Raw genomic sequence first — 24357 nt, 5'->3', positions numbered from 1 at the left:
GCAACTGAGCAACACGCTCAGAAGGCTGTGCACCAACGCTCAGCCAGTAGGCTACGCGCTCTTGGTTCACGGACAGACGGATTTCCTGACCACGGGCAACAGGGTTGAAGAAACCAACCTGTTCTTTGTGGGAGCCGTCACGCGGGTTACGCGAGTCGGTTACGGTCAGGTGGTAAAACGGGCGCTTTTTGGAGCCGCCAAGGGCAAGACGGATTGTTAGCATGTGAACATCGTTCCTGTAGTCGGTGCTGCAAATCTAAATGCACAGCGGGCATGGGTGCCCGAAAGGCCGCATATTCTAAGGAATATCCGGACTTTTGCAAATGACTTTTTCCGGCGCCTATGGCATGCCGTGCAGATTTGCATATAGAGCCGTCGATGAAAACGGCCAGTCAGCTCCCGCCGAGTGCGGGTTTGCTGTTGATCCCGCGTCCTTGCGGGGCCTGCGCCGGTGCGACGACCGGCCAGTTTTTTACATTTTTGGCATACCGCCGCCGGGCAACATACCGCCCATGCCGCGCATCATTTTCGCCATTCCGCCTTTGGCGGTGAATTTCTTCATCATCTTCTGCATCTGCTTGTGCTGCTTGATCAAGCGACCGATGTCCTGCACCTGAGTGCCGGAACCCATGGCGATCCGGCGTTTGCGCGAACCGCTGATCAGCTCAGGGTCGCGGCGCTCGGCCGGGGTCATGGAATTGATGATGGCTTCCATCTGCTTGAATTGCTTCTCTGCAGCATTCTGGGCATTGCCCATTTGCGACAGGTTGACGCCGCCGATGCTCGGCAGTTTGTCCATGAGGCCGCCGAGGCCGCCCATGTTCTTCATTTGTTGCAGCTGATCGCGGAAGTCTTCGAGGTCGAAGCCCTTGCCCTTCTTCAGCTTTTTGGCCAGTTTGTCGGCCTTGTCCTTGTCGAGGGTCGCTTCAGCCTGTTCGATCAGGCTGAGCACGTCGCCCATGCCGAGGATCCGCGAAGCAATACGCTCAGGGTGGAACGGGTCGAGCGCTTCGCTCTTCTCGCCCATACCGATGAACTTGATCGGCTTGCCGGTGATTGCGCGCACCGACAGTGCGGCACCGCCACGGGCGTCGCCGTCGACCTTGGTGAGGATCACACCGGTCAACGGCAGCGCGTCACCGAAGGCCTTGGCCGTGTTGGCGGCGTCCTGACCGGTCATGGCGTCGACCACAAACAGAGTCTCGACCGGGTTGATCGCGGCGTGCAGCGCCTTGATCTCGCCCATCATTTCTTCGTCGATGTGCAGACGACCGGCGGTATCGACGATGACCACGTCGATGAATTTCAGCTTGGCTTCTTTAATAGCTGCGGTGGCGATGTCGACCGGCTTCTGGCTCAGGTCGGACGGGAAGAACGTCACGCCGATGTCGCTGGCCAGGGTTTCCAGTTGCTTGATCGCAGCAGGACGATAAACGTCCGCCGACACGACCATGACCGACTTCTTCTTGCGCTCTTTAAGGAAGCGCGCAAGTTTACCGGCGGTGGTGGTTTTACCGGCACCCTGCAGACCCGCCATCAGAATGACGGCAGGCGGCACAGCGCTCAGGTTCAAATCTTCGTTGGCCGCGCCCATCAGGCTTTCGAGTTCGGCCTGGACGATCTTCACGAACGCCTGGCCCGGCGTCAGGCTGCGCGACACCTCGGTGCCGACAGCGCGTTCCTTGACCGAATTGACGAAGTCCTTGACCACCGGCAGGGCGACGTCGGCTTCGAGCAACGCCATGCGCACTTCACGCAGGGTGTCTTTGATATTGTCCTCGGTCAGCTTCGCCTTGCCGGTGACATGGCGCAGCGTCTGCGAGAGACGGTCGGTTAAGTTTTCAAACATTGCGCGATCCTTTCAGGCCCTGTGTAGACCGGGATAATGGCGGCCCAGACCGGAATCAACATGTGCTCGGCGAGCCTGCGGCGTGGGCAGGTCGCGGATTATAGCGAAGACTGCGTCTGGCGGACACCTCGCTGTCAGCTTCCTGAGTCTTTCGTGTCATGGCGGTTCTATGCCAAACTCAGCCCCTTTCGGGCTTGCCTAACAGGATTTATGCTCCCCTTGTCACCCAGTTTGCTGACCACCCTCGCCGCCGCCCTTCTATACGCCGCTGCGACCTTTTATCAGAGCACCCGTCTGGCCACCGGCGCCAAGGCGAACAAGCGCCCGCTGGTTACGCTCGGCATCCTTGCCGTGCTGGCCCACAGCGCCAGCCTGCTCACGCATTTGCTGACACCGATCGGTCTGGGCCTGGATTTCTTCAGCGCCTCCAGCCTGATTGCGGCGGCGGTGATCGCCCTGACTCTGATTGCCTGCTCGCGGATCCCGGTGGAAAACCTGCTGGTGCTGCTGTTCCCGCTCGGCGCGATTACCGTGCTGCTGGCGCAGTTCGCGCCGGCCGGTACGGTGCAGATCATCGATGAAGAGCCGGGCATCCTCGCGCACATTCTGTTGTCGATCCTCGCTTACGGCATGTTCACCATCGCGGTGTTCCAGGCGCTGCTGCTGCTGGTGCAAGACCACCAGCTCAAGCACAAGCACCCGTCCGGGCTGATCAAAAACTTCCCGCCGCTGCAAACCATGGAAAGCCTGCTGTTCGGTTTCCTCTGGGCTGGCTGGACGCTGTTGTCGCTGTCGCTGATCTCCGGCTGGCTGTTCGTCGAGAACCTGTTTGCCCAGCACCTGGTGCACAAAACCCTGCTCGCGTGCCTGGCCTGGATTGTCTTCAGCGTGCTGCTGTGGGGACGCAATCGTCTCGGCTGGCGCGGCCACAAGGCGATTCGCTGGACCCTCGCCGGTTTCTGTCTGCTGATGTTGGCGTATTTCGGCAGCAAACTGGTTCGTGAATACATCCTGCACATCTGACGGGCGGCATAAATGGACGGTTTGCCCATAGGGCCGATGCTTGCGGTATTTGTCCTGCTGATTTTGTGGTCGGGGCTGTTTACCGCCATCGAAAACGCGCAGCAACATCTACTCGCACAACGCACCGCCTCGCGCGCCAGCGATAAACCGCTGGCGAAGCTGAGCTTCCCGCTCGACAGTCTGATCCTCTGCAACACCTTGTGCCGTGCGCTTGCGGTCGTGATTGCGACGTTGCTGGCGATTTTCCTCTGCGAAGAAAACGGCCCTTGGGCAGCATGCCTTGGCGCCGGCGCTATTTTGCTGGTGTTCGCCGATTACTTGCCGCGCACCCTCGCCGTGCGTTATCCAGATGCTGTCCTGAGCCTGGGCAACACCTTGCTCGGCGTGCCATTGAAAATCGTCTACCCCGCCGCCTGGTTGCTCAATGGCCTCAGCCAATTGTTGATGCGCCCATTCGCCCGCAAAGTCAAAGTGGTGCAGCAGAGCGAAGACGAAGCCGCCTCGGATCGGCACGAAGACCAGGAACACGCATCCTGCCGCCCGCACGTGCTGGCGGGCATCCATGCGCTGGATAACATCACGGTCAACGACATCCTGGTGCCACGCAGCGATGTCGACGGGATCAACCTCGACGACGATCTCCAGGAGATCATCGAGCAGCTGCGCAACAACCGGCGCACACGCCTGCCGGTGTTCCACAGCGATATCAACCAGGTTGAAGCGGTGCTCAATACCCGGCAGATCCGCCATCTGCTGGCCGATGCCAGCCTGACGATCGAAGCGCTGCTGGCGGCCTGTCACGAGCCCTATTTCGTGCCGGAGAGCACGCCGCTGCAGCTGCAACTGCTGAACTTCCACAAGCAACAGCGGCGCTTGGGCATGGTGGTGGACGAGTACGGCGAAGTGCTCGGCATCGTCACACTGGAAGACATTCTCGAAGAAATCGTTGGCGAGTTTGAAAGCGAGCACAGCCTCGATAACCCGCATATTCATCCACAGGCTGATGGCCGAATGGTGATTGACGGGGCGGCGTCGATCCGTGAATTGAACAAGTGCCTGGGCTGGCACTTGCCCAGCGATGGGCCGAAGACGCTGAATGGTCTGGTGACCGAAGCGCTTGAGACCATCCCGGACAGTGCGGTTTGCCTGAAGATTGGGCGGTATCGGCTGGAGATTCTCGAGACCGAGGATAACCGTGTGACCCAGGTGCTGGTCTGGCACACCAGCTCGGTGCCTGCGGTCGCGCCCGTGCGCTAGATAGCCACAAGATCGCAGCCTGCGGCAGCTCCTACATTTGGAATGCGTTCCCATGTAGGAGCTGCCGCAGGCTGCGATCTTTTTGCTCTTGTTCAATCGTTAGCCCCCTTCCTATAATCGGATCAGCTTACCCAAGCGCCGCCCTACCCCAGTGCTACCCGCACTTCGCGTTAAACCCACATCCCTGGGTGTTCGACCATAATAATTCGCTCCAACGGAGCTCATGACTGTCAGGGATCACCGCATGACGACCAGTACCGCTTACAGCGACACCGCGCCTGCCCAACCGACCAATTCCGCCACGCGCGTGGCCACGGCGAGTTTTATCGGCACGGCCATCGAGTTCTACGACTTCTACGTCTACGCCACCGCTGCTGCACTGGTGATCGGGCCGGTGTTCTTTCCGCAGACCTCCGGCACCGCACAGATGCTCTCGGCGTTTCTCACTTTCGGCATTGCCTTCCTCGCGCGACCTCTGGGCTCGGCGTTGTTCGGCCATTTCGGTGACCGTATCGGGCGCAAGTCCACATTGGTCGCCTCGTTACTGCTGATGGGTGTTTGTACAACGCTGATCGGCGTGCTGCCGGGTTACGCCAGCATCGGCGCCTGGGCACCGATCCTGTTGTGCGTGCTGCGCTTTGGTCAGGGTTTGGGATTAGGCGGTGAATGGGGTGGCGCCGCGCTGCTGGCCACGGAAAACGCACCGAAGGGCAAACGGGCGTGGTTCGGCATGTTCCCGCAGCTCGGCCCTTCGATTGGTTTTCTCGCGGCCAACGGCTTGTTTCTGACCTTGGCCATGACGCTCGATGATGAGCAATTCCGCAGTTGGGGCTGGCGTATTCCGTTTCTGCTCAGCGCCGTGCTGGTGATGGTCGGTCTGTACGTGCGATTGAAACTGCACGAAACCCCGGTGTTCGCCAATGCCATCGCCCGTCAGGAACGGGTAAAAATGCCGCTGGTCGAGCTGTTCAGCCAATACTGGGCGCCAACCCTGCTGGGCGCGGCGGCGATGGTAGTTTGCTATGCGCTGTTCTATATCTCGACGGTATTTTCCCTGAGCTACGGCGTGTCCACGCTTGGCTACAGCCGCGAAACTTTCCTTGGACTGCTGTGTTTTGCCGTGCTGTTCATGGCTGCCGCCACGCCGTTGTCCGCTTGGGCAAGTGACCGTTACGGGCGCAAACCGGTGCTGATCATCGGTGGCGTGCTGGCGATTCTGTCGGGGTTTCTCATGGAGCCGTTGCTGACGCAGGGTTCAACCTGGGGCGTCGCGCTATTCCTGTGCATCGAGCTGTTTTTGATGGGCGTGACATTCGCGCCGATGGGGGCGCTGTTGCCGGAGCTGTTTCCGACCCACGTGCGTTATACCGGCGCATCGGCGGCGTACAACCTGGGCGGAATCGTCGGAGCCTCGGCAGCGCCGTTCTTCGCGCAGAAGCTGGTGGCGATGGGCGGGCTGAGTTATGTCGGGGGGTATGTGTCGGGGGCGGCGGTGTTAAGCCTGATCGCGGTGCTGTGCTTGAAGGAAACGCGGGATAACGATTTGAATCGAGTGGCCTGACAGGCCGCCATCGCGAGCAAGCTCGCTCCCACAGGATTTCGGGTTGTCCACCAATTGTGTGTACGACCCCAATCCCATGTGGGAGCGGGCTTGCCGGCGAATGCCGCGCCTCGGTTTAGAGGTCTACTACGACGGCCTGCGAAGCACGGGTAGCCTTCGCCCGAGCCGCTTCAATCGACTCATCCCGCGCCAGCGCCACGCCCATGCGGCGCTGGCCGTTGACCTCAGGCTTGCCGAACAACCGCAACGCCGTATCCGGCTCGCTCAGCGCAGCGCCAAGATTGGCGAACGCCGTCTGGGTCGACTGCCCTTCCACCAGGATCACCGCCGAAGCCGAAGGCCCGAACTGACGGATCAACGGGATCGGCAGGCCAAGAATGGCCCGGGCGTGCAGCGCGAACTGCGACAGGTCCTGGGAAATCAGCGTCACAAGGCCCGTGTCGTGTGGGCGCGGCGACACTTCGCTGAACCACACCTGGTCGCCCTTGATGAACAACTCGACGCCAAACAGGCCGCGGCCACCCAAGGCTTCGGTCACGGCTTTGGCGACGCGCTCGGACTCCGCCAGCGCGATCGGGCTCATCGCCTGTGGCTGCCAGGACTCCTGGTAATCGCCCTTCTCCTGGCGATGCCCCACCGGAGCACAGAACGTGGTGCCGCCAATGTGGCGCACGGTGAGCAAGGTAATTTCGTAGTCGAAATCGATGAAGCCCTCGACGATCACTCGCCCCTTGCCGGCGCGGCCGCCTTCTTGCGCGTAATCCCACGCGGCCTTCACGTCATCGACACTGCGCAGAAGGCTTTGGCCCTTGCCCGACGAGCTCATCACTGGCTTGACCACGCACGGGAAGCCGAGGTCTTCGACCGCCTTGCTGTAATCCTCGAAGGTGTCGGCGAAGTGGTACGGCGAAGTGGGCAGGTCCAGCTCTTCAGCTGCCAGGCGGCGGATGCCTTCGCGGTTCATGGTCAGCTGCGCGGCACGCGCGGTAGGGATCACGGTGAAACCTTCGGCTTCCAGTTCGACCAGGGTGGCGGTCGCGATGGCTTCGATTTCCGGCACGATGAAGTGCGGTTTTTCTGCTTCGATGACCGCTCGCAGGGCGGCACCGTCGAGCATATTGATCACGTGGCTGCGATGCGCCACCTGCATGGCCGGCGCGTTGGCGTAGCGGTCCACGGCGATCACTTCAACGCCCAGGCGTTGCAGCTCGATCACCACTTCCTTGCCCAACTCGCCACAGCCACACAGCAATACGCGGGTCGCGGTCGGCGACAATGGAGTTCCGATACGGGTCATCTCAGGTCCTCAAAGAAGCGGATCATCGAGGAAAGCGACGCCAGACGCGCTTTCCATGGGGAGAAAGCGCGGCATTTTACATGAACGCGAGGGTTTGGCTTCAGCTGGCGACAGCCTGTTTGCGCTCGCGCCAGGCCATGATCAGCCAGACAGCGGTAACGCCGGCGAATTTCGAGGCCAGCGCGGTGATGATGACTGGCGGCGTCATCAGATCGATCATGCCGAAAAAGATGAAGGTATCGAGGGGAATGCTCAGCGCCGAACTGATCCACAAGCGGTCACGCAACGGCCGCTTGGTAACGCTGAACACCAGCCAATCGATGATTTCAGACACCGCGAACGCCGTGGCGCTGGCCAAAGCGATGGAGGGATCGGAGGTGACGTAGGACAGCACCAGCGCCGCCAGCATGGCGATGATTGCGCCGTGCCCAAAGCGCGTTTGCACCATGTCGCGCAGCACGAATACCAAGCCGCCCCAAGCCGACCAGATGATGTCCAGGTGCGGCGCGGTGGAGAAGGCGAAGTTGATCAGCACGACACTGCTGATGTAGGCGATGAGGAAAATCATGGGACGAAAAGACACCTGTAGGAGCGAGCTTGCTCGCGAAGGACGTTAACGATTACGCGTAAAATCAGGTACCTCATAGCGCCCTCAGGTTTTCGCGAGCCAGCTCGCTCCAACAAGGGGCGCGATGAATGTCCGGAGTTACTTGCCAAGCATCCACACCAACCCACTCGCCTTCGCCCGTTCATGACACAACCCCAGCACCACCCGGCGCTCGTCATTGTTCATGCGGCTCCAGCGCGTGATCTCTTCGACCGTACGCTGGCAGCCCGTGCAGATATCTTCCTCATCCAGCGCGCAGATATTCACGCACGGCGAGGCGACCGGTCTTTCGGGTGTAGTCATTCTTCCTGCTCAACCAGATCACGCGCATAACGCTGGGAGTTATGCACATAGTGCGCGGCGCTGGCTTCGAGCATTTTCTTCTGCGGCTCGGTCAGTTCACGCACAACTTTGCCCGGCGAGCCCATCACTAGCGAACCATCAGGGATTTCCTTGCCTTCGCCGATCAGCGAATTGGCGCCGATGATGCAGTTCTTGCCAATTTTCGCGCCGTTCAAAATCACCGCATTAATGCCGATCAGGCTGTAATCGCCAACCGTGCAGCCATGCAGCATGGCGTTGTGGCCGATGGTCACGCCGGTGCCGATGGTCAGCGGATAGCCCATGTCGGTATGCATCACTGTGCCGTCCTGCACATTGCTGTTCTTGCCGATCAGGATCAGTTCGTTGTCACCGCGTAACACGGCGTTGAACCAGACGTTGGCGCCCTCTTCCAGTTTCACCTTGCCCACCAGCACGGCATTGGGGGCGACCCAGCTCTGTGGATGGGTGTCGACACGGGCGTCGCCCAAGCGGTATTTCATCTTGTTTTCCTCAGGGCTCACGGTGATTGGCCATTCGAACGATGGCTTCAGCCGTTGATGCTTCAGGTATTGATAAAGCTTTTCGGCGGCTGATGCAGGCTGATTTTCGCGTCATAGAGCAGGTTGATCAACTCGACGATCATGATCGCCGTCAGCCCCCAGATCTTATATTCACCGTAACGGTAACTGGGTACGTACCAGCTGCGACCCTGGTAATCGATACGATGGGTATGTTCGCGCGGGTCTTTGCGAAAGAACTCCAGCGGTACGCTAAATACCGCGGCGATTTCAGCATCGTTGGGCTGGTACTCGACAAAATCGGGGATCACGCCGACATAAGGCGTGACTTTGATGCCATGCAGGGAGATCAGCGGACTTAGCGGGCCGATGATTTCAACCAGTCCGGGCGGCAGGCCAATTTCCTCTTCGGCCTCACGCAAAGCGGTGAAGATCAAATCCGGGTCTTCCGGATCGCGACGCCCACCGGGGAAGGCAACTTCGCCGCCGTGGGTCGAGAGTCCGCTGGCACGCAGGGTCAATACCAGCTCCGGCTCGTCACTGCGGGTGATCGGCACCAGAACGGCGGCCTCGGGGAAACGTTTGTCGGTCTCCAGCGTGCGCGGTGTGTGGTTGCTTACCCTATGCAGTAGCTCGTCCAGCATGAGTGTTCTCGATCTGTGCCTTACCCCGCATCATGCACCAATCAATGCGAGCGCCCAAGCCCCCGAAACCTGTCGTGTCGCGAAACGACAACTTGCCGACCGACACCGCTGCACGCCAAGATAGGCGCAGCATTCAGGAACCCCAGCATGAAATTTTGCAGCCAGTGCGGTAACCCGGTCACCCAGCGCATTCCCGAAGGCGATTCGCGGCTGCGATTTGTCTGTGATAGCTGTCAGACCATTCACTATCAGAATCCCAACATCGTCGCCGGTTGTGTCGCAACCTGGGGCACGAAGGTGTTGCTGTGCCGCCGCGCCATTGAACCGCGCCTCGGCTACTGGACGTTGCCCGCAGGTTTCATGGAAAACGGCGAGACCATCGAACAGGCCGCCATCCGCGAAACCGCCGAGGAAGCTTGCGCGCGGGTGCGCAACCTGAGCATCTACACATTGATCGACGTGCCGCACATCAGTCAGGTGCATGTGTTCTTTCGCGCCGAGCTGGTCGATCTGGACTTTTCTGCCGGCCCCGAGAGCCTCGAAGTGCAACTATTCGACGAAGCCGACATTCCTTGGGACGAGCTGGCTTTCCGCACGGTGGGACGTACCTTAGAATGCTTCTTCGCTGATCGGCGTGTTGAGGAGTATCCGGTTCGTTCGGAATCGATTCCGCCGTTGGTGCAGCCTGTCATTATTTGATTCGGAATGTGAAATTTTTTGCAAAAGCAAAAGATCGTCCGCCTGCGGCTCAAGCCTGAGGCAGCACCTACAATTAGATAGTCGCAACACCTCTTAGGGATATCGTTTTAATGCGCTGGTTGCTTGCCCTGTTCTGCCTGTCGTTCATTGCCGTGTCCCAGGCTTCCACCGTGGTGACCCTGGATGGCAAACCGATCGAAAAAGTGCTGGTGCTCAAATCGGCTCATCAACTGCAGTTGATCGCCGACGGCAAGCCGCTGAAGACCTATCGCATTTCCCTGGGCAAAGGCGCGAAAAAAGGTCCGAAACTGATTGAAGGCGACAAGCGCACACCGGAAGGCTTCTATTGGATCGACTGGCGCAAGACCAGCGACAAATTCAACCTGTCGATGCACATTTCCTATCCGAACATCAGCGATTCTGCACGCGCCCGACGTGAAGGCGTCGAACCTGGCGGGATGATCATGATCCACGGCACGCCGGATTCGGAAGAAACCCCGGAAGACCTGTTCCACACCCTCGACTGGACCGACGGCTGCGTCGCCATGCGCAACGTTGATATGCGCGAAGTGTGGAGCCTGGTGCCGGACGGCACGATGGTCGAAATCCGCCCTTAACGGCCCATTGCAACCCAGACCTGGAAAGTGCAAAGCACGCCAGTTCGATTGCGCGGTGTTTAAACCGCCAGCAATTATTAGAACAATCAGGGCTGATCCAAGCAATTAAATCTCGCTAAAAGCTTGCCCAAGAGTATTCCTCTCAATTTTTTTCGACCGCTTGCCATCCTTTCCCCTCGCGGTTAGGGTTGAGGGCATGAAAACCTCTCACACCCTCATTCAGCTTCGCCAGCACCGCAGCCTGTGCCTCGTCAGCGCACGACTGCCAGGCTGAATCGCTACGCCTCGTCCTACGCTTTTCCAAGAAGATTCGTCACACCGGCAGGCCGCCTCTTTTCGGCCCAGACAATAAGGAATTTCCCGATGAGCATGCTCAAAGATCCGTCTTCGAAATACCGCGCGTTCCCCGTCATCAACCTGCCGGATCGTACCTGGCCGTCGAAAACCATCGACGCCGCGCCGATCTGGTGCAGCTCCGACCTGCGTGACGGCAACCAGTCGCTGATCGAGCCGATGGACGCGGTCAAGAAGCTGCGCTTCTGGAAAACGCTGGTGCAGGTCGGCGTGAAGGAAATCGAAGCCTCGTTCCCGGCTGCTTCGCAAACCGACTTCGACTTTGTGCGTACCCTGATCGAAGGCAACCACATCCCGGACGACACCACCATCCAGGTGCTGACCCAGGGCCGTGAAGACCTGATCGAGCGCACCTTCGAATCCCTGCGCGGCGCGAAGAAAGCCATCGTTCACTTGTACAACGCTACCTCGCCGTCTTTCCGTCGCATCGTCTTCAACCAAGACAAGGACGGCATCAAGGCCATCGCCGTCAACGCGGCCAAGCTGTTCGTCAAATACGCGGCGATGCAGCCAGACACCGAGTGGACCTTCGAATACTCGCCGGAAACCTTCAGCGCCACTGAGCTGGAGTTCGCCAAGGAAGTCTGTGATGCGGTAATCGAGGTGTGGAACCCGACGCCTGAGCACAAGATGATCCTCAACCTGCCGGCCACCGTTGAATGCGCAACGCCGAACATCTACGCCGATCAGATCGAGTGGTTCGGCCGCAACATCAATCGTCGTGACAGCGTGATCATCAGCCTGCACACGCACAACGACCGTGGCACTGGCGTCGCTGCCACCGAGCTGGGCCTGATGGCTGGTGCCGATCGCGTCGAAGGCTGCCTGTTCGGCAACGGCGAGCGTACCGGCAACGTCGACCTCGTCACCGTTGCCCTGAACATGTACACCCAGGGTCTCGACCCTCAGCTGGACTTCTCCGACATCGACGGCGTGCGCAAAGTCGTCGAAGAGTGCAACCAGATTCAAGTTCACCCGCGTCACCCGTACGTTGGCGACCTGGTGCACACCGCGTTCTCCGGCTCACACCAGGATGCCATCCGCAAAGGCTTCTCTCAGCAGAAACCGGACGCTCTTTGGGAAGTGCCGTACTTGCCGATCGACCCGGCCGATATCGGCCGCAGCTACGAAGCGGTGATCCGCGTCAACAGCCAGTCGGGCAAGGGCGGCATCGCTTACTTGCTGGAGCAGGAATACGGCATCAGCCTGCCACGTCGTATGCAGATCGAGTTCAGCCAGGTCGTGCAGCGTGAAACCGACCGCCTGGGCCTGGAGATGACCGCCAAGCAGATCCATTCGTTGCTGATCAGCGAATACTTGCAAGCCAACACCCCGTACGCGCTGGTCAGCCATCGCCTGCAGGAAGAAAACGGCAACAGCAACGTCGAAGTGGAAGTGGCAAGCCAGGGTCAGGGCGAAACCAACCTGCATTGGCGCGGCAAGGGCAACGGTGCGCTGGAAGCACTGGTGGCTGGTCTGCCGGTTCCGGTGGAAATCATGGACTACAACGAACACGCGATCGGCGCGGGCACCAATGCCAAAGCGGCGGCCTACATCGAGCTGCGTGTGAACGGCGAGCGTGCAGTGCACGGCGTGGGCATCGACGAAAACATCACCACGGCCAGCTTCAAGGCGCTGTTCAGCGCGCTGAACCGATCGTTGAGCCAGCCGGAAGCAAAGGCGGCATAAGCGTTCGCTGAAACGCAAAAGGCCCCGAAGTGCGAACTTCGGGGCCTTTTTTGTTTGTGCTGTTTGAAGATCAAGAGATCGCAGCCTTCGGCAGTTCCTGCCCTGGAATGCGTTTCCTGTAGGAGCTGCCGAAGGCTGCGATCTTTTCGGGCCTATCCTGCCCTGGAATGCGGTCCCCTGTAGGAGCTGCCGAAGGCTGCGATCTTTTCCGGTCTCAGGTGAACTCGAACGTATCCGCATCCAGATTCGCTGGAAACCGCGTGCGGTAGGCCGCCAGCTCCGCCGCATCCAGCACCACCTGAAACACTCCATCGGCCTCCCCCGCGCCCAGCAACGTCTCACCCTGGAAATCCAGCACCTGGCTGTCCCCGGTGTAGGCAAAGCCCTTGCCGTCGGTGCCCACTCGATTCACCGCCGCGACATAACACAGGTTTTCAATCGCCCGCGCCGGCAGCAAGCGGTTCCAGTGCTGGCGCCGTGCACCAGGCCAGTTTGCGGTGTACAGCAGCAGGTCGGTGTCCTGCGCGTCCCGGCTCCAGACCGGGAATCGCAAGTCATAACAAATCAGCGGCCGCACCCGCCAGCCTTTCAATTCGAACTGCACCTGACGCTCGCCCGGGGTGTAGTGGTTGTGCTCACCCGCCATGCGAAACAGATGGCGCTTGTCGTAGTGCAGCACCTCGCCGTCCGGGCGCGCCCATAACAGGCGATTGCGATGGCTGCCATCACTGGCTTGCACGATGACACTGCCGGTAATCACCGCGTCGAACTTCGCCGCCTGCAGCCGCAGCCATTTGCTGGTGGGGCCGTTCTCCGGCTCGGCCAGGGTCTGGGATTCCATGGAGAAACCGGTGGTGAACATTTCCGGCAGGATGATCAGGTCGGCGCCACGCGCCTGCTCCAGCAACTGCTCGAAGTGCTCCAGGTTGGCCTGGCGGTCATGCCAGGCGAGCGTGGTCTGGACCAACGCGATGGTCAGGTTCGGCAAGGCACTCAGATCACGCATAGTTTTTCCGCTGCTTCACGCAGGGTCTCCTCGCGTTTGGCGAAGCACAGGCGTATCAGGCGCTGGCCTGCGGGCGGGCTCTGGTAGAACACCGAGATCGGGATACTGGCCACGCCGTGTTCGCGGGTCATCCAAAGCGCCATGTCGACGTCATTGAGGTCCGGACGAATCTGCGAATAGTCGACCAGCTGGAAATAAGTGCCCGCGACCCGTTTGAAGCTGAATCGCGAGGGCGCCAGCAAATCGCAAAACAGGTCGCGCTTGGCCTGATAGAACGCCGGCAGCTCCTCGACATGTTCGGGATGCTCGGCCATGTAATCAGCCAAAGCGTATTGCAGCGGGGTGACGCCGCAGAAACTGACGTACTGATGGACTTTGCGCAGCTCGGCAGTCAGCGCCGGCGGTGCGACGACGTAGCCGGTTTTCCAGCCAGTGACGTGGTAGGTCTTGCCGAACGAGCTGACCACGAACGCACGTTGATACAGTTCTTCGTGGGCAAGCACGCTGACGTGGGGCACGCCGTCGAACACCAGGTGTTCGTAGACTTCGTCACTGATCAGGTAAATGTCACGATCGCGGATAAGCGCTGCCAGTTGATCGAGTTCCGCTCGACTGATCAGTGCGCCGCTCGGGTTGTGCGGGGTATTGATGACGATCATCCGCGTACGCGGCGTAATGGCTTCAGCGAGTTTCTGGAAGTCGATGGCGAAATCATCCAGCCCCAGCTGCACGTGCACACAACGACCGCCGGCCAGCTCGACCGACGGTTCATAACTGTCGTAGCACGGGTCGAATACGATGACTTCGTCGCCGCTGTTGATAACCGCCTGGATCGCGCAGAAGATCGCCTGGGTGGCGCCCGGGGTAATCGTCACCTCATTGTCGGCATCGACGTTGATACCGTAGCTGCGAGCGATCTTGGTAGCTACCTGCTGGCGCAAGGCCGGCAGGCCGGTCATTGGCGAGTACTGGTTGTGGCCCTGGGCGATGTGCCGGCCGACCGCGTCGCACAGCGCCTGCGGGGCATCGAAATCGGGAAAACCCTGGGACAGGTTCAGCGCGCCGGTTTGCGCCGCGAGCTGCGACATCTGAGTGAAGATAGTGATGCCGACATTCGGCAGCTTACTGGTGATCATCGGTGATTCCCTGCTCTGCACCCGGCTCTAACGGCGGCGCGGGAGAGCCCGAGGATAGCCCATACGGCGCCCATAAAAAAAGGGCGCCATAAGCGCCCTTTTTGGAACCCGATCCTGTGGGAGCGTGGCTTGCCCGCGATGGCCACACCACGATGTAACAGATACACCGCGTTTTCGTTCATCGCGGGCAAGCCCGCTCCCACAGGAGCCGGACAAGCCTTGAATCAGCGCTTGTCGCGGCGCTTCTTGTCAGCTTTCTTGTGGTGCGACATCAAACGACGCTTCTTGTTGACCTGGCGGTCTGTCAGCGTGGTTTTTTTGCCTTCGAACGGGTTGTCGCCGCCCTTGAACTCGATGCGGATCGGCGTACCGACCAGCTTCAGCACACGGCGGTAAGTGTTCTCCAGATAGCGTACATATGACTTCGGCACTTTCTCGATCTGGTTACCGTGGATCACGATGATCGGCGGGTTCGCACCACCCAAGTGGGCGTAACGCAGCTTGATCCGGCGGTTGTTGACCATCGGTGGCGCGTGCTCGCCAACGGCGTCTTCGAGAATCTGGGTCAGACGGTTGGTCGGCCAGCGGGTGACCGCCGACTTGAACGAGTTCTGTACCGAGGCGTAGAGGTTGCCCACGCCAGTACCGTGCAGTGCCGAGATGAAGTGGATGTCGGCGTAATCAACGAAGAACAGACGACGCTGCAGCTCGACCTTCACGAAGTCGCGCTCGCTCGGCGTCATGCCGTCCCACTTGTTGATCGCGATGACCAGCGCACGACCCGACTCGATGGCGAAGCCCAGCAGGTTGAGGTCGTGATCGACCACGCCTTCGCGGGCGTCCATCACGAAGATCACCACGTTGGCGTCTTTGATCGCCTGCAGGGTTTTGACCACGGAGAACTTTTCGACTTCTTCGTGGATCTTGCCGCGCTTGCGCACACCGGCGGTGTCGATCAGCGTGTACTTCTCTTCATTCCGTTCGAACGGGATGTAGATACTGTCGCGCGTGGTGCCCGGCTGGTCATAGACGATAACCCGGTCTTCACCGAGCATACGGTTGACCAGAGTCGACTTGCCGACGTTCGGACGGCCGATGATGGCAATCTTGATCCCGTCTTTTTCGCTTGGGCCAGGAATGCGCTTGGCTTCCTCGCCTTCAGCAACGATCTCTTCTTCGCCGTCTTCCGGCTCTTCTTCGTCCCGCGGGAATTCACCCAGAGCGATTTCCAGCATCTGTGTGATGCCACGACCATGAGCACCGGCGATCGGAATCGCGTGGCCCATGCCCAGCGGAGCGAATTCAGCGCGGGCCATTTCCGGGTCGATATTGTCGACCTTGTTGGCCACCACGTACGAGCGCTTGTTACGTTTGCGCAGGTGTTCGGCGATCATCTGGTCGGCGGCGGTGAAACCGGCCTTGGCATCTACCAGGAACAGCACAACATCTGCTTCTTCAATGGCCAGCAGCGACTGCTCGGCCATTTTTTCGTCCATACCGTGCTCGTCACCGGAGATACCACCGGTGTCGACCAGAATGTAGGAACGCCCTTGCCACTTGGCCTCACCGTACTGGCGATCACGGGTCAGACCGGACAAGTCGCCGACGATGGCGTCGCGAGTCCTGGTCAGGCGGTTGAACAAGGTGGACTTGCCGACGTTCGGTCGGCCCACCAGGGCGATTACGGGAACCATGCGGCTCTCCACTTCGTTATTTCAGAAAATACAAAAGCCGCTGCGAGGCAGCGGCTGGTGCTCGGGGCAACACTGTGGGAGTGAACAGGTTCACTTCCACAAGTGAAGCTGCCTGGGGTGTTATCCCCAAGCATAGTTGTTACTTGATGGTCAGGGCTTCCAGTTTGCCACTGTTGCCATATACATAAATCGTGTCACCCACCACCAGCGGACGGGCACGCAGGCCGTCGCTGTCGATGCGCTCACGGCCGACGAAACGACCGTCAACCTGACTCAGCAGGTGCAGATAACCTTCCAGGTCACCCACTGCAACATAGCTGGAGAACACTTCCGGAGCCGACAGTTGACGGCGAGCCAGCGAATCGTTGCTCCACAAGGCTGTGGTGGAACGTTCGTCGACGCCTTCAACGGTGCCCGACGACAGGCTCACGTAGACGCTGCCAAAACCCTGGGCGACACCGGCATAGCTGGAAGCATCACGCTGCCAGAGCTGACGACCGCTTTCCAGGTCCAGTGCCGCAACGCGACCCTGATAGCTGGCAACGTACAGCGTACCGCCGGACAGCAGCAGACCGCCGTCGATGTCGACAACGCGCTCCAGTTCCGAACGACCCTGTGGAATCGCAATGCGTTGTTCCCAAACCGGCACGCCGTTGGAAATGTCCAGAGCGACTACTTTACCGGTCGACAGGCCAGCCACCGCAAGGCGGTTGGTGACCAGCGGAGCACTGGTGCCACGCAGGGTCAGAACGGCCGGAGTGCTGTCATACACCCAGCGTTGGCTACCGGTGGAGGCATCCAGGCCGATCAGACGATCATCCTGAGTCTGAACCACCACCACATCACCATTGCTGGCAGGCGGCGCGAGGACTTCGCTGGACACGCGAGCGCGCCATTTCTCTTCACCGCTGCTGGCATCCAGGGCAACGATTTCGCCTTTGAGCGTGCCGATCATGACCAGCCCGTAACCCACGCCAACGGCGCCGGAAACTGGCAGCTCAAGATCTTTTTCCCATTTGACGTCGCCATTGCTGCGATCCATCGACATCACCACACCGGTGACGTCGGCGGCATAGATGGTGTCGCCATCGATCGCCGGGACCAGCATGTTGTAGGTTTCGCCCTGACCGTCACCGATCGAACGACTCCACTGCTTGTGCAGAACCACTTCTTCTTTGAAGTCGGTCAGTTCGGCCGGTGGCAATTCTTTTTTGCTGTTGCTGCTGCAACCCGCGGCCAAAATGGCCAGAGCCAGCAATGCTGCATGCTTCCAACGGATCACGTCACGCATCCCCTTTGGCCAGGTCGTCCAGCTTGATTTGTAGGCCACCTACTGCCGCTTCATCCGACAGTGCCGCCTTGGCTTTTTGATACGCCGCGTTTGCTTCATCGGTACGACCCAGCTTCACCAGCAGGTCGCCCTTGAGTTCTTCGCGAGTGGCCAGGAACGCTTTGTCGGCGTCGCCGTCGAGCAGTTTCAGGGCGTCATCGGCCTTGTTCTGCGCGCCGAGCACCTGCGCCAGACGCTGACGGGCGATTTCGCCCAGCGCCGGGTTGGCCGGTTTGTCGACAATGGCTTTGAGCTCGGTCGCGGCGTCATCCAGCTTGCCGCTGTCGACTGCGACCTTGGCCACGAACAGGCTGCCGTACTGCGCGTACGCGGTGCCGCCGAATTCGCTGTTGAGCTTGCCGGCCAGATCCGCAACGCGCGCCGCATCAGGCTTGCCGTCAGGCGTCAGCGTGGTTTCCAGCAGTTGCTGATAGAGCACCGAGGCGCCTTGCGACTGGTTGCTCTGGTATTTGTGATAAGCCTGCCAGCCGAACACGATAACCAGTGCCAACAGGCCGCCGGTGACCAGAGGTTTGCCGTTGCGTGTCCACCAGTCCTTCAAATCCGCCAACTGTTCGTCTTCGGTACTCGACACCCCAATACTCCTTAATCGCTAAATCGGCTGTTAAGACAGCTTCAACCCTGCACGACGCAGGTGGCCAGGTGAGCGGCGAGCGCATCCCAGGCAATGCTTTGTTGTTCGCCCTGGCCACGCAGGGGTTTGAAACCTACCACTTGCTGGGCCATTTCGTCGTCACCCAGGATCAGTGCGTACAACGCACCGCTCTTGTCGGCTTTCTTGAACTGGCTTTTGAAACTGCCGGCGCCGGCATTGACTTGCAGACGCAGGTTTGGAAGTTGATCACGAACACGCTCAGCCAGAGCCAGACCGGCCAGTTCGGCCTCTTCACCGAAGGCGCAGAGGTAGACGTCGACCTGACGGGAGATCTCTTCGGGGATCTGCTCGAGGGTTTCGAGCATCAGGACCAGACGCTCGATGCCCATGGCGAAACCAACACCGCTGGTCGGCTTGCCGCCCATCTGCTCGACCAGACCGTCGTAACGACCGCCCGCGCAGACAGTGCCCTGGGCACCGAGTTTGTCGGTGACCCATTCGAAAACGGTTTTGCTGTAGTAATCGAGACCACGCACCAGCTTCGGGTTGAGCACGTAAGGAATGCCAACGGCATCCAGGCGCGATTTCAAACCTTCAAAGTGAGCGCGGGATTCGTCATCGAGGTAGTCAGCCATCTTCGGCGCATCGACCAGCACCGCTTGAGTGTCGGCATTTTTGGTGTCGAGCACGCGCAGCGGGTTGGTTTTCAGACGGCGCTGGCTGTCCTCGTCGAGCTTGTCGTGGTGCGCCGAGAGATACTCAACCAGCGCTTCACGATAACGACCACGGGACTCGCTGGTACCCAGGCTGTTCAGTTCGAGTTTGACCGCGTCACGAATGCCCAGCTCGCCCCACAGACGCCAGGTCATGATGATCAGCTCGGCATCGATGTCCGGACCGTCGAGGTTGAACACCTCCAGACCGATCTGGTGGAACTGGCGATAACGACCTTTCTGCGGACGCTCGTGACGGAACATCGGACCGATGTACCAGAGTTTCTGGACCTGGCCACCGCCGGTGATGCCATGCTCCAGCACCGCACGTACGCAGGCAGCCGTACCTTCGGGACGCAGGGTCAGGGAGTCGCCGTTGCGGTCCTCGAAGGTGTACATCTCTTTTTCGACGATGTCGGTCACTTCGCCGATCGAGCGCTTGAACAGCTCGGTGAACTCGACGATCGGCATGCGAATTTGCTTGTAACCGTAGTTATCCAGCAGACGCGCCACAGTGCTCTCGAAATAACGCCACAGCGGGGTCTGTTCGGGCAGGATGTCATTCATGCCACGAATGGCTTGCAGAGACTTGCTCACTTTAAATCCTTAAATTCGTTCGGCGCTTCAGTCAGGCTCAGCCGCGCGCAATTACGGCAGCGTCAGCTTCGACCTTTTCGGCCGCTTTCTGGCGGATCAGCCTTTCGAGCTCGTCCACCAGATTGTCATTCGTCAGTTTCTGCGACGGCTTGCCGTCGATGTAAATCAGGTTTGGCGTACCGCCGGTCAAGCCGATATGGGCTTCCTTGGCTTCGCCGGGGCCGTTGACCACACAACCGATCACCGCGACATCCAGCGGCACCAGCAGGTCTTCAAGGCGCCCTTCCAGCTCGTTCATGGTTTTCACCACATCGAAGTTCTGCCGCGAGCAGCTCGGGCAGGCGATGAAGTTGATGCCACGGGAACGCAGATGCAAAGACTTGAGAATGTCGTAACCGACCTTCACTTCCTCGACCGGGTCGGCCGCCAGCGAGATGCGGATAGTATCGCCAATCCCTTCGGCGAGCAGCATACCTAGGCCCACGGCGGATTTCACCGTGCCCGAACGCAATCCACCGGCTTCGGTGATGCCCAGGTGCAGCGGCTGGACGATTTCTTTCGCCAGCAAGCGGTAGGCTTCGACGGCCATGAACACGTCGGAGGCTTTCACGCTGACCTTGAAGTCCTGAAAATTCAGGCGTTCAAGATGCTCAACGTGACGCAAAGCGGATTCGACCAGTGCGGCCGGGGTCGGCTCGCCGTATTTCTTTTGCAGGTCTTTTTCCAGGGAACCGGCGTTGACCCCGATGCGAATCGGAATCCCGCGGTCACGGGCAGCATCGACCACGGCGCGCACGCGGTCTTCACGACCGATGTTGCCCGGGTTGATACGCAGGCAGTCCACGCCCAGTTCGGCCACGCGCAAAGCGATCTTGTAGTCGAAGTGGATGTCGGCAACCAATGGCACCTTGACCAGTTGCTTGATCTTGCCAAACGCCTCGGCGGCGTCCATGTCCGGTACCGAAACGCGAACGATGTCGACGCCAGCGGCTTCCAGACGATTGATTTGCGCAACAGTGGCGGCAACGTCATTGGTGTCGCTGTTGGTCATGCTCTGCACAGCGATCGGCGCATCGCCGCCCACCGGTACGTTGCCGACCCAGATCTTGCGCGAAACGCGACGTTTGATTGGAGATTCGCCGTGCATGACTATTGACCCAACTTCAGGCGAGCAGTCTCGCCACTGGTGAACGGAGCGACATCGACCGGTTGGCCGTTGTAGCTGACCTGCGCGCCACGGGCATAGCCCAGACGCACGGCAAATGGTGGCTTGCCGGCAACAGACAGGTTGTCGCCCTTGCGCTTGAGGCCACTGAACAACACTTTACCGCTGGCATCGCTGACTTGTGTCCAGCAATCGGCGGTGAATTGCAATGAAACCTGGCCTTGGCCGGCCACTGCCGCAGTCGGTGCAACGGCAGCAGCACTTGGCGCAACCGGCGCAGTCACCACCGGCGCTGGCACGGCAGGAACGGCAGGAGCAGGAGTCGCCGGGGTCGCAGCGGCCGGCGCAGTGTTTGGCACAGGCGCGGACGGTGTGGTCGGTGCAGGGGCCGGGGCCGGGGCAGTCGCTTCAGCTTGCGCCGCAGTGTTGCCCTGCGGCAGTGCCAGCGCGGTGCCGCCCTCGGCCTGACCTTCCACGACGGCCTGGTCTTCCGGCTCGTCCAGCGGATGGATCTGCGTGGTGCCATCGGCACCTTCGACTTCGACGTGCTCCGGGCTCAAGGTGGTCAGGTCCTTGGCACGCTGGGAGGTTTGATCCTGCCACCAGAAGAAACCACCGCCGATCACGGCAACCAGCAGCAACAGGCTGACGATTCGCAAAATGGTATGGGAAACCCGCACCGGCTCTTCGATACGGCCCAGGCTGTGCACGTTGCTGCCCTGGGAATCGGTGCCGGTGGATTGGTCGAATTGCTGAACCAGAACCGTCTGGTCCATGCCGAGCAATTTGGCATAGGCGCGAATGTAACCGCGAGCGAAGGTATGCCCCGGCAGCTTGTCGAAAGCGCCGGCTTCAAGATTGCTCAGGGAAGTCACGGTGAGGTTGAGCTTGAGGGCCACTTCGGCCAGCGACCAGCCATTGCTTTCGCGGGCCTGGCGCAAGGTCTCACCGGGGTTAACGCGATTCGCTGATACAACTTCGGGATGCGCCGCTTTCATCATTGCTCCGACAGGTATTGCTGATATTCCGGCGTACCGGGATAGAGTCGTTTTAATTGCAGGCCATAACTGGCGGCCTTGTCGCGATCTTCAAACACTTTTGCCAGCCGAACGCCGAGCAATAGACTACGTGCATTTTGTTCGGTCAGCAGGCTGAATCGGTCGTAATAGTCACGTGCGGGCACATAATGCCTGTCTTCGAAGGACAACTCAGCCATTTCCAGCAACGCGCGCGGTTGTTGACGGTTCAAACGCAGTGCTTTTTCCAGCTGCTGCTGCGCCAGATCACGCTGACCAAGCTTCGCCGCCGTCATGCCAAGGTTCTCGAACACACGCGAACGCTCAGGATACAGGGTATCGGCCGCGGCCTGTTCAAAACGCTCGTAGGCTTCCTTGTAACGCTGTTCTTCGTAGAGAAAACTGCCGTAATTGTTGAGCGTGCGGGCATCGCCGGGACGGGAGGACAAAGCCTTGCGGAAATGCTCGTCAGCCAGTGCAGGCTCCATTTCGGCCTGAAACACCAGCCCGAGCGCAGCGTTGGCGTCAGGATCCGAGCTGTCCAGCTCCAGCGCTTTCTTCAGCGGCACCTTGGCCCGCTCGGTCATGCCCTGCTGCAAGTACCCCAGCCCCAACTGCACGTAGGCAGCCCGCGCTTCATCGCGGCCCTTGCTGGTCTTCATCGGGTTGTAGTCACCCGACAGGACACAACCAGCACACAGGCTGGCCAACAGCAACAGCAGCGCAAAGCGCAGGGACATAGAGATCCTCTCTTAGTTAGTGTTCGCGGCGTTCTGTGCCAGATCGCTGTCGGCGCTTAACTCACGCACGGCGATGTAACGTTCGCTGCGACGGGTGCGATCCAGCACCTGCCCTACCAATTGACCACACGCGGCGTCGATGTCTTCACCACGGGTGGTGCGGACAGTGACGTTGAAACCGGCCTGATGCAACTGATCCTGGAAACGACGGATCGCGTTGTTGCTCGGACGCTCGTACCCGGAGTGCGGGAACGGGTTGAACGGAATCAGGTTGATCTTGCACGGAATGTTCTTCAGCAGCTCGACCATCTCGACGGCGTGTTCAACCTTGTCGTTGATGTCTTTGAGCAAGGTGTACTCGATGGTCAGCACACGCTTTTCGCCCAGGGACGACATGTAGCGCTGGCACGACTCGAGCAGCATCTTAAGCGGATACTTCTTGTTGATCGGCACCAGTTGATTACGCAATGCGTCATTGGGTGCGTGCAAGGACAACGCCAGGGACACGTCGATGTGCTTGGAAAGCTCATCGATCATCGGCACCACGCCCGAAGTGGACAGGGTCACGCGGCGCTTGGAGATCCCGTAGCCCAGGTCATCCATCATCAGATGCATGGCGGCGACGACGTTGTCGAAGTTCAGCAGCGGCTCACCCATACCCATCATCACCACGTTGGTGATGGCACGGTCGACGGTTGCCGGGACGCTGCCGAAAGATTTGTTGGCAATCCACACCTGGCCGATGACTTCGGCGGCGGTGAGGTTGCTATTGAAGCCTTGCTTGCCGGTGGAGCAGAAACTGCAATCCAGGGCACAGCCTGCCTGGGACGAAACGCACAGAGTGCCGCGTTTGCCCTGGGGAATGTATACGGTCTCGACGCAGCTGCCGGACGCCACGCGCACCACCCACTTACGGGTGCCGTCGGTGGAGATGTCCTCGCTGACCACTTCCGGACCACGGACTTCAGCAATAACCTTGAGCTTGTCGCGCAAGGCCTTGCTGACGTTCGTCATGGCGTCGAAATCATCGACACCAAAGTGGTGAATCCATTTCATTACCTGACCGGCACGGAAACGCTTCTCCCCGATTGAGTCGAAGAATTTTTCCATTTCCTGTTGAGTCAGACCCAGCAGGTTGGTTTTTACAGTCGATGTAGTCATGGATTCACCTTCACTCTTAAGCCAATGCTTAGCGAGTGGTTACTTCAGTAGCTGCGAAGAAGTACGAGATTTCACGAGCAGCTGCGGCTTCGGAGTCCGAACCGTGAACAGCGTTGGCGTCGATGGAATCAGCGAAGTCAGCGCGGATGGTGCCGGCAGCAGCTTCTTTAGGGTTGGTAGCGCCCATCAGCTCACGGTTCAGAGCGATAGCGTTTTCGCCTTCCAGAACCTGAACAACAACAGGACCGGAGATCATGAAAGCAACCAGGTCGCCGAAGAAACCACGAGCGCTGTGCTCAGCGTAGAAGCCTTCAGCTTCAGCTTTGGACAGTTGCTTCAGTTTCGAAGCTACAACGCGCAGGCCTGCTTTTTCGAAACGAGTGGTGATCTCGCCGATGACGTTTTTTGCAACAGCGTCAGGCTTGATGATGGAGAAAGTACGTTGAACAGCCATGGTGTAACTCCAGAAACGGTAATTTGCGAAAAATTAAACCCGCGAATTATACGCGGGTTCTTGGGTATTGCCTAACCTGCGAGGACGATCAGTCGGCTTCTTCGATCCAAAGCGCCTGAACCGCTTCCAACACCTTCTCCCCACAGCGGCCGGAGGTGTTGTCAAAATCGGGAAGTTCCATGATCCATCGCTGCAGGTCTACGAAATTGACCGACATTGGATCGACATCCGGCCTGGATTCGGCCAGTTCTTCTGCAATGCGCTGAACATCATTCCAACCATAACTCATG

At 59.6% G+C, this 24357-nt stretch carries 25 protein-coding genes; 6 read left to right on the top strand and 19 right to left on the bottom strand.

The features are described from left to right. The coding region (gene rpsP / locus JFT80_RS15250; protein WP_201148432.1) for a 30S ribosomal protein S16 at positions 1 to 223 on the bottom strand (223 nt) is incomplete at its 3' end. Between the two features lie 249 nt (positions 224 to 472). After that, a complete protein-coding gene (ffh, locus tag JFT80_RS15245) occupies positions 473 to 1849 on the bottom strand; it encodes a signal recognition particle protein (protein WP_201148431.1) in 1377 nt (458 codons plus the stop codon). A gap of 210 nt (positions 1850 to 2059) precedes the next feature. On the opposite strand from ffh, the gene JFT80_RS15240 reads away from it, so the two are divergent. The 3 genes from JFT80_RS15240 to JFT80_RS15230 all read left to right on the top strand — a co-directional run bounded on the left by JFT80_RS15240 (position 2060) and on the right by JFT80_RS15230 (position 5690). Further along, entirely contained in the window at positions 2060 to 2872 is an 813-nt protein-coding gene (locus JFT80_RS15240) for an inner membrane protein YpjD (protein ID WP_201148430.1), read from the top strand. Between the two features lie 12 nt (positions 2873 to 2884). Continuing rightward, positions 2885 to 4129 (top strand): HlyC/CorC family transporter, encoded by a 1245-nt coding sequence (locus JFT80_RS15235; RefSeq protein ID WP_201148429.1) that lies wholly within the window; start codon positions 2885 to 2887, stop codon positions 4127 to 4129. 244 nt (positions 4130 to 4373) lie between these two features. Then, a complete protein-coding gene (locus tag JFT80_RS15230; RefSeq protein WP_201148428.1) occupies positions 4374 to 5690 on the top strand; it encodes an MFS transporter in 1317 nt (438 codons plus the stop codon). A gap of 115 nt (positions 5691 to 5805) precedes the next feature. Here JFT80_RS15230 and purT read toward each other — a convergent pair whose 3' ends face one another. The 5 genes from purT to JFT80_RS15205 all read right to left on the bottom strand — a co-directional run bounded on the left by purT (position 5806) and on the right by JFT80_RS15205 (position 9080). Then, positions 5806 to 6987, bottom strand: coding sequence for a formate-dependent phosphoribosylglycinamide formyltransferase (gene purT, locus JFT80_RS15225; protein ID WP_201148427.1), 1182 nt, complete (start codon positions 6985 to 6987; stop codon positions 5806 to 5808). A 100-nt stretch (positions 6988 to 7087) separates the two neighbouring features. After that, positions 7088 to 7555: a VUT family protein gene (locus JFT80_RS15220; protein WP_201148426.1), complete on the bottom strand. Its 468-nt coding sequence runs from the start codon at positions 7553 to 7555 to the stop codon at positions 7088 to 7090. Positions 7556 to 7693: 138 nt separating this feature from the next. After that, positions 7694 to 7897, bottom strand: a complete 204-nt coding sequence (locus JFT80_RS15215; RefSeq protein ID WP_201148425.1) for a DUF1289 domain-containing protein — start codon at positions 7895 to 7897, stop codon at positions 7694 to 7696. Then, complete coding sequence (locus JFT80_RS15210) at positions 7894 to 8418, bottom strand: gamma carbonic anhydrase family protein (RefSeq protein ID WP_003221962.1); 525 nt, start codon at positions 8416 to 8418, stop codon at positions 7894 to 7896. The genes JFT80_RS15215 and JFT80_RS15210 overlap by 4 nt, the downstream gene beginning before the upstream one ends. A gap of 62 nt (positions 8419 to 8480) precedes the next feature. Beyond that, the gene (locus tag JFT80_RS15205) at positions 8481 to 9080 is read right to left on the bottom strand and encodes a CoA pyrophosphatase (RefSeq protein WP_201148424.1); all 600 of its coding nucleotides are present in this window, start codon (positions 9078 to 9080) and stop codon (positions 8481 to 8483) included. Positions 9081 to 9227: 147 nt separating this feature from the next. Here JFT80_RS15205 and JFT80_RS15200 point away from each other — a divergent pair, with 147 nt between their 5' ends. The 3 genes from JFT80_RS15200 (at position 9228) to leuA (ending at position 12439) form a co-directional block, all read left to right on the top strand. Then, on the top strand, positions 9228 to 9779 hold the full coding sequence (locus tag JFT80_RS15200; RefSeq protein ID WP_201148423.1) for an NUDIX hydrolase: 552 nt from the start codon (positions 9228 to 9230) through the stop codon (positions 9777 to 9779). Positions 9780 to 9889: 110 nt separating this feature from the next. After that, complete coding sequence (locus JFT80_RS15195) at positions 9890 to 10396, top strand: murein L,D-transpeptidase family protein (protein ID WP_201148422.1); 507 nt, start codon at positions 9890 to 9892, stop codon at positions 10394 to 10396. Between the two features lie 363 nt (positions 10397 to 10759). Continuing rightward, positions 10760 to 12439 carry a 2-isopropylmalate synthase gene (leuA, locus tag JFT80_RS15190; protein ID WP_201148421.1) on the top strand — a complete coding sequence of 560 codons (1680 nt, stop codon included), beginning with the start codon at positions 10760 to 10762 and terminating at the stop codon, positions 12437 to 12439. A 214-nt stretch (positions 12440 to 12653) separates the two neighbouring features. Here the strand turns inward: leuA and JFT80_RS15185 are convergent, their stop codons facing one another. From JFT80_RS15185 to iscX, 12 genes are all read right to left on the bottom strand, one after another. Continuing rightward, positions 12654 to 13445, bottom strand: coding sequence for an amidohydrolase (locus JFT80_RS15185; protein ID WP_122837630.1), 792 nt, complete (start codon positions 13443 to 13445; stop codon positions 12654 to 12656). After that, positions 13433 to 14581 carry a pyridoxal phosphate-dependent aminotransferase gene (locus tag JFT80_RS15180; protein ID WP_201148420.1) on the bottom strand — a complete coding sequence of 383 codons (1149 nt, stop codon included), beginning with the start codon at positions 14579 to 14581 and terminating at the stop codon, positions 13433 to 13435. Before JFT80_RS15180 ends, JFT80_RS15185 begins: the two co-directional genes overlap by 13 nt. Positions 14582 to 14805: 224 nt before the next feature. Then, entirely contained in the window at positions 14806 to 16275 is a 1470-nt protein-coding gene (gene der / locus JFT80_RS15175; RefSeq protein ID WP_201148419.1) for a ribosome biogenesis GTPase Der, read from the bottom strand. Positions 16276 to 16414: 139 nt separating this feature from the next. Then, positions 16415 to 17566, bottom strand: a complete 1152-nt coding sequence (gene bamB / locus JFT80_RS15170; RefSeq protein ID WP_201148418.1) for an outer membrane protein assembly factor BamB — start codon at positions 17564 to 17566, stop codon at positions 16415 to 16417. Continuing rightward, positions 17559 to 18200 (bottom strand): tetratricopeptide repeat protein, encoded by a 642-nt coding sequence (locus JFT80_RS15165; protein WP_201148417.1) that lies wholly within the window; start codon positions 18198 to 18200, stop codon positions 17559 to 17561. The genes bamB and JFT80_RS15165 overlap by 8 nt, the downstream gene beginning before the upstream one ends. 41 nt (positions 18201 to 18241) lie before the next feature. After that, the gene (gene hisS / locus JFT80_RS15160; RefSeq protein ID WP_201148416.1) at positions 18242 to 19531 is read right to left on the bottom strand and encodes a histidine--tRNA ligase; all 1290 of its coding nucleotides are present in this window, start codon (positions 19529 to 19531) and stop codon (positions 18242 to 18244) included. A 37-nt stretch (positions 19532 to 19568) separates the two neighbouring features. After that, positions 19569 to 20678 carry a flavodoxin-dependent (E)-4-hydroxy-3-methylbut-2-enyl-diphosphate synthase gene (ispG, locus tag JFT80_RS15155; protein ID WP_201148415.1) on the bottom strand — a complete coding sequence of 370 codons (1110 nt, stop codon included), beginning with the start codon at positions 20676 to 20678 and terminating at the stop codon, positions 19569 to 19571. A 2-nt stretch (positions 20679 to 20680) separates the two neighbouring features. Next, positions 20681 to 21694, bottom strand: coding sequence for a RodZ family helix-turn-helix domain-containing protein (locus tag JFT80_RS15150; RefSeq protein WP_201148414.1), 1014 nt, complete (start codon positions 21692 to 21694; stop codon positions 20681 to 20683). Next, a complete protein-coding gene (pilW, locus tag JFT80_RS15145; RefSeq protein WP_201148413.1) occupies positions 21694 to 22452 on the bottom strand; it encodes a type IV pilus biogenesis/stability protein PilW in 759 nt (252 codons plus the stop codon). Before pilW ends, JFT80_RS15150 begins: the two co-directional genes overlap by 1 nt. A gap of 12 nt (positions 22453 to 22464) precedes the next feature. After that, complete coding sequence (rlmN, locus tag JFT80_RS15140) at positions 22465 to 23613, bottom strand: 23S rRNA (adenine(2503)-C(2))-methyltransferase RlmN (protein WP_201148412.1); 1149 nt, start codon at positions 23611 to 23613, stop codon at positions 22465 to 22467. A gap of 28 nt (positions 23614 to 23641) precedes the next feature. After that, positions 23642 to 24067, bottom strand: a complete 426-nt coding sequence (ndk, locus tag JFT80_RS15135; RefSeq protein ID WP_007916882.1) for a nucleoside-diphosphate kinase — start codon at positions 24065 to 24067, stop codon at positions 23642 to 23644. A gap of 88 nt (positions 24068 to 24155) precedes the next feature. Then, positions 24156 to 24356, bottom strand: a complete 201-nt coding sequence (gene iscX / locus JFT80_RS15130; RefSeq protein ID WP_201148411.1) for a Fe-S cluster assembly protein IscX — start codon at positions 24354 to 24356, stop codon at positions 24156 to 24158. Position 24357 lies beyond the last annotated feature (1 nt).

It is taken from the genome of Pseudomonas sp. TH10 (assembly GCF_016651255.1).
Lineage (GTDB): Bacteria > Pseudomonadota > Gammaproteobacteria > Pseudomonadales > Pseudomonadaceae > Aquipseudomonas.
This window is presented reverse-complemented; position numbering and strand designations above follow the sequence as displayed.

Coding starts and splice junctions, on each gene's coding strand:
- ffh (WP_201148431.1), bottom strand. CDS start 1,849: ATGTTTGAAAACTTAACCGACCGTCTCTCGCAGACGCTGCGCCATGTC.
- JFT80_RS15240 (WP_201148430.1), top strand. CDS start 2,060: ATGCTCCCCTTGTCACCCAGTTTGCTGACCACCCTCGCCGCCGCCCTT.
- JFT80_RS15235 (WP_201148429.1), top strand. CDS start 2,885: ATGGACGGTTTGCCCATAGGGCCGATGCTTGCGGTATTTGTCCTGCTG.
- JFT80_RS15230 (WP_201148428.1), top strand. CDS start 4,374: ATGACGACCAGTACCGCTTACAGCGACACCGCGCCTGCCCAACCGACC.
- purT (WP_201148427.1), bottom strand. CDS start 6,987: ATGACCCGTATCGGAACTCCATTGTCGCCGACCGCGACCCGCGTATTG.
- JFT80_RS15220 (WP_201148426.1), bottom strand. CDS start 7,555: ATGATTTTCCTCATCGCCTACATCAGCAGTGTCGTGCTGATCAACTTC.
- JFT80_RS15215 (WP_201148425.1), bottom strand. CDS start 7,897: ATGACTACACCCGAAAGACCGGTCGCCTCGCCGTGCGTGAATATCTGC.
- JFT80_RS15210 (WP_003221962.1), bottom strand. CDS start 8,418: ATGAAATACCGCTTGGGCGACGCCCGTGTCGACACCCATCCACAGAGC.
- JFT80_RS15205 (WP_201148424.1), bottom strand. CDS start 9,080: ATGCTGGACGAGCTACTGCATAGGGTAAGCAACCACACACCGCGCACG.
- JFT80_RS15200 (WP_201148423.1), top strand. CDS start 9,228: ATGAAATTTTGCAGCCAGTGCGGTAACCCGGTCACCCAGCGCATTCCC.
- JFT80_RS15195 (WP_201148422.1), top strand. CDS start 9,890: ATGCGCTGGTTGCTTGCCCTGTTCTGCCTGTCGTTCATTGCCGTGTCC.
- leuA (WP_201148421.1), top strand. CDS start 10,760: ATGAGCATGCTCAAAGATCCGTCTTCGAAATACCGCGCGTTCCCCGTC.
- JFT80_RS15185 (WP_122837630.1), bottom strand. CDS start 13,445: ATGCGTGATCTGAGTGCCTTGCCGAACCTGACCATCGCGTTGGTCCAG.
- JFT80_RS15180 (WP_201148420.1), bottom strand. CDS start 14,581: ATGATCACCAGTAAGCTGCCGAATGTCGGCATCACTATCTTCACTCAG.
- der (WP_201148419.1), bottom strand. CDS start 16,275: ATGGTTCCCGTAATCGCCCTGGTGGGCCGACCGAACGTCGGCAAGTCC.
- bamB (WP_201148418.1), bottom strand. CDS start 17,566: ATGCGTGACGTGATCCGTTGGAAGCATGCAGCATTGCTGGCTCTGGCC.
- ispG (WP_201148415.1), bottom strand. CDS start 20,678: ATGCACGGCGAATCTCCAATCAAACGTCGCGTTTCGCGCAAGATCTGG.
- JFT80_RS15150 (WP_201148414.1), bottom strand. CDS start 21,694: ATGAAAGCGGCGCATCCCGAAGTTGTATCAGCGAATCGCGTTAACCCC.
- pilW (WP_201148413.1), bottom strand. CDS start 22,452: ATGTCCCTGCGCTTTGCGCTGCTGTTGCTGTTGGCCAGCCTGTGTGCT.
- rlmN (WP_201148412.1), bottom strand. CDS start 23,613: ATGACTACATCGACTGTAAAAACCAACCTGCTGGGTCTGACTCAACAG.
- ndk (WP_007916882.1), bottom strand. CDS start 24,067: ATGGCTGTTCAACGTACTTTCTCCATCATCAAGCCTGACGCTGTTGCA.
- iscX (WP_201148411.1), bottom strand. CDS start 24,356: ATGAGTTATGGTTGGAATGATGTTCAGCGCATTGCAGAAGAACTGGCC.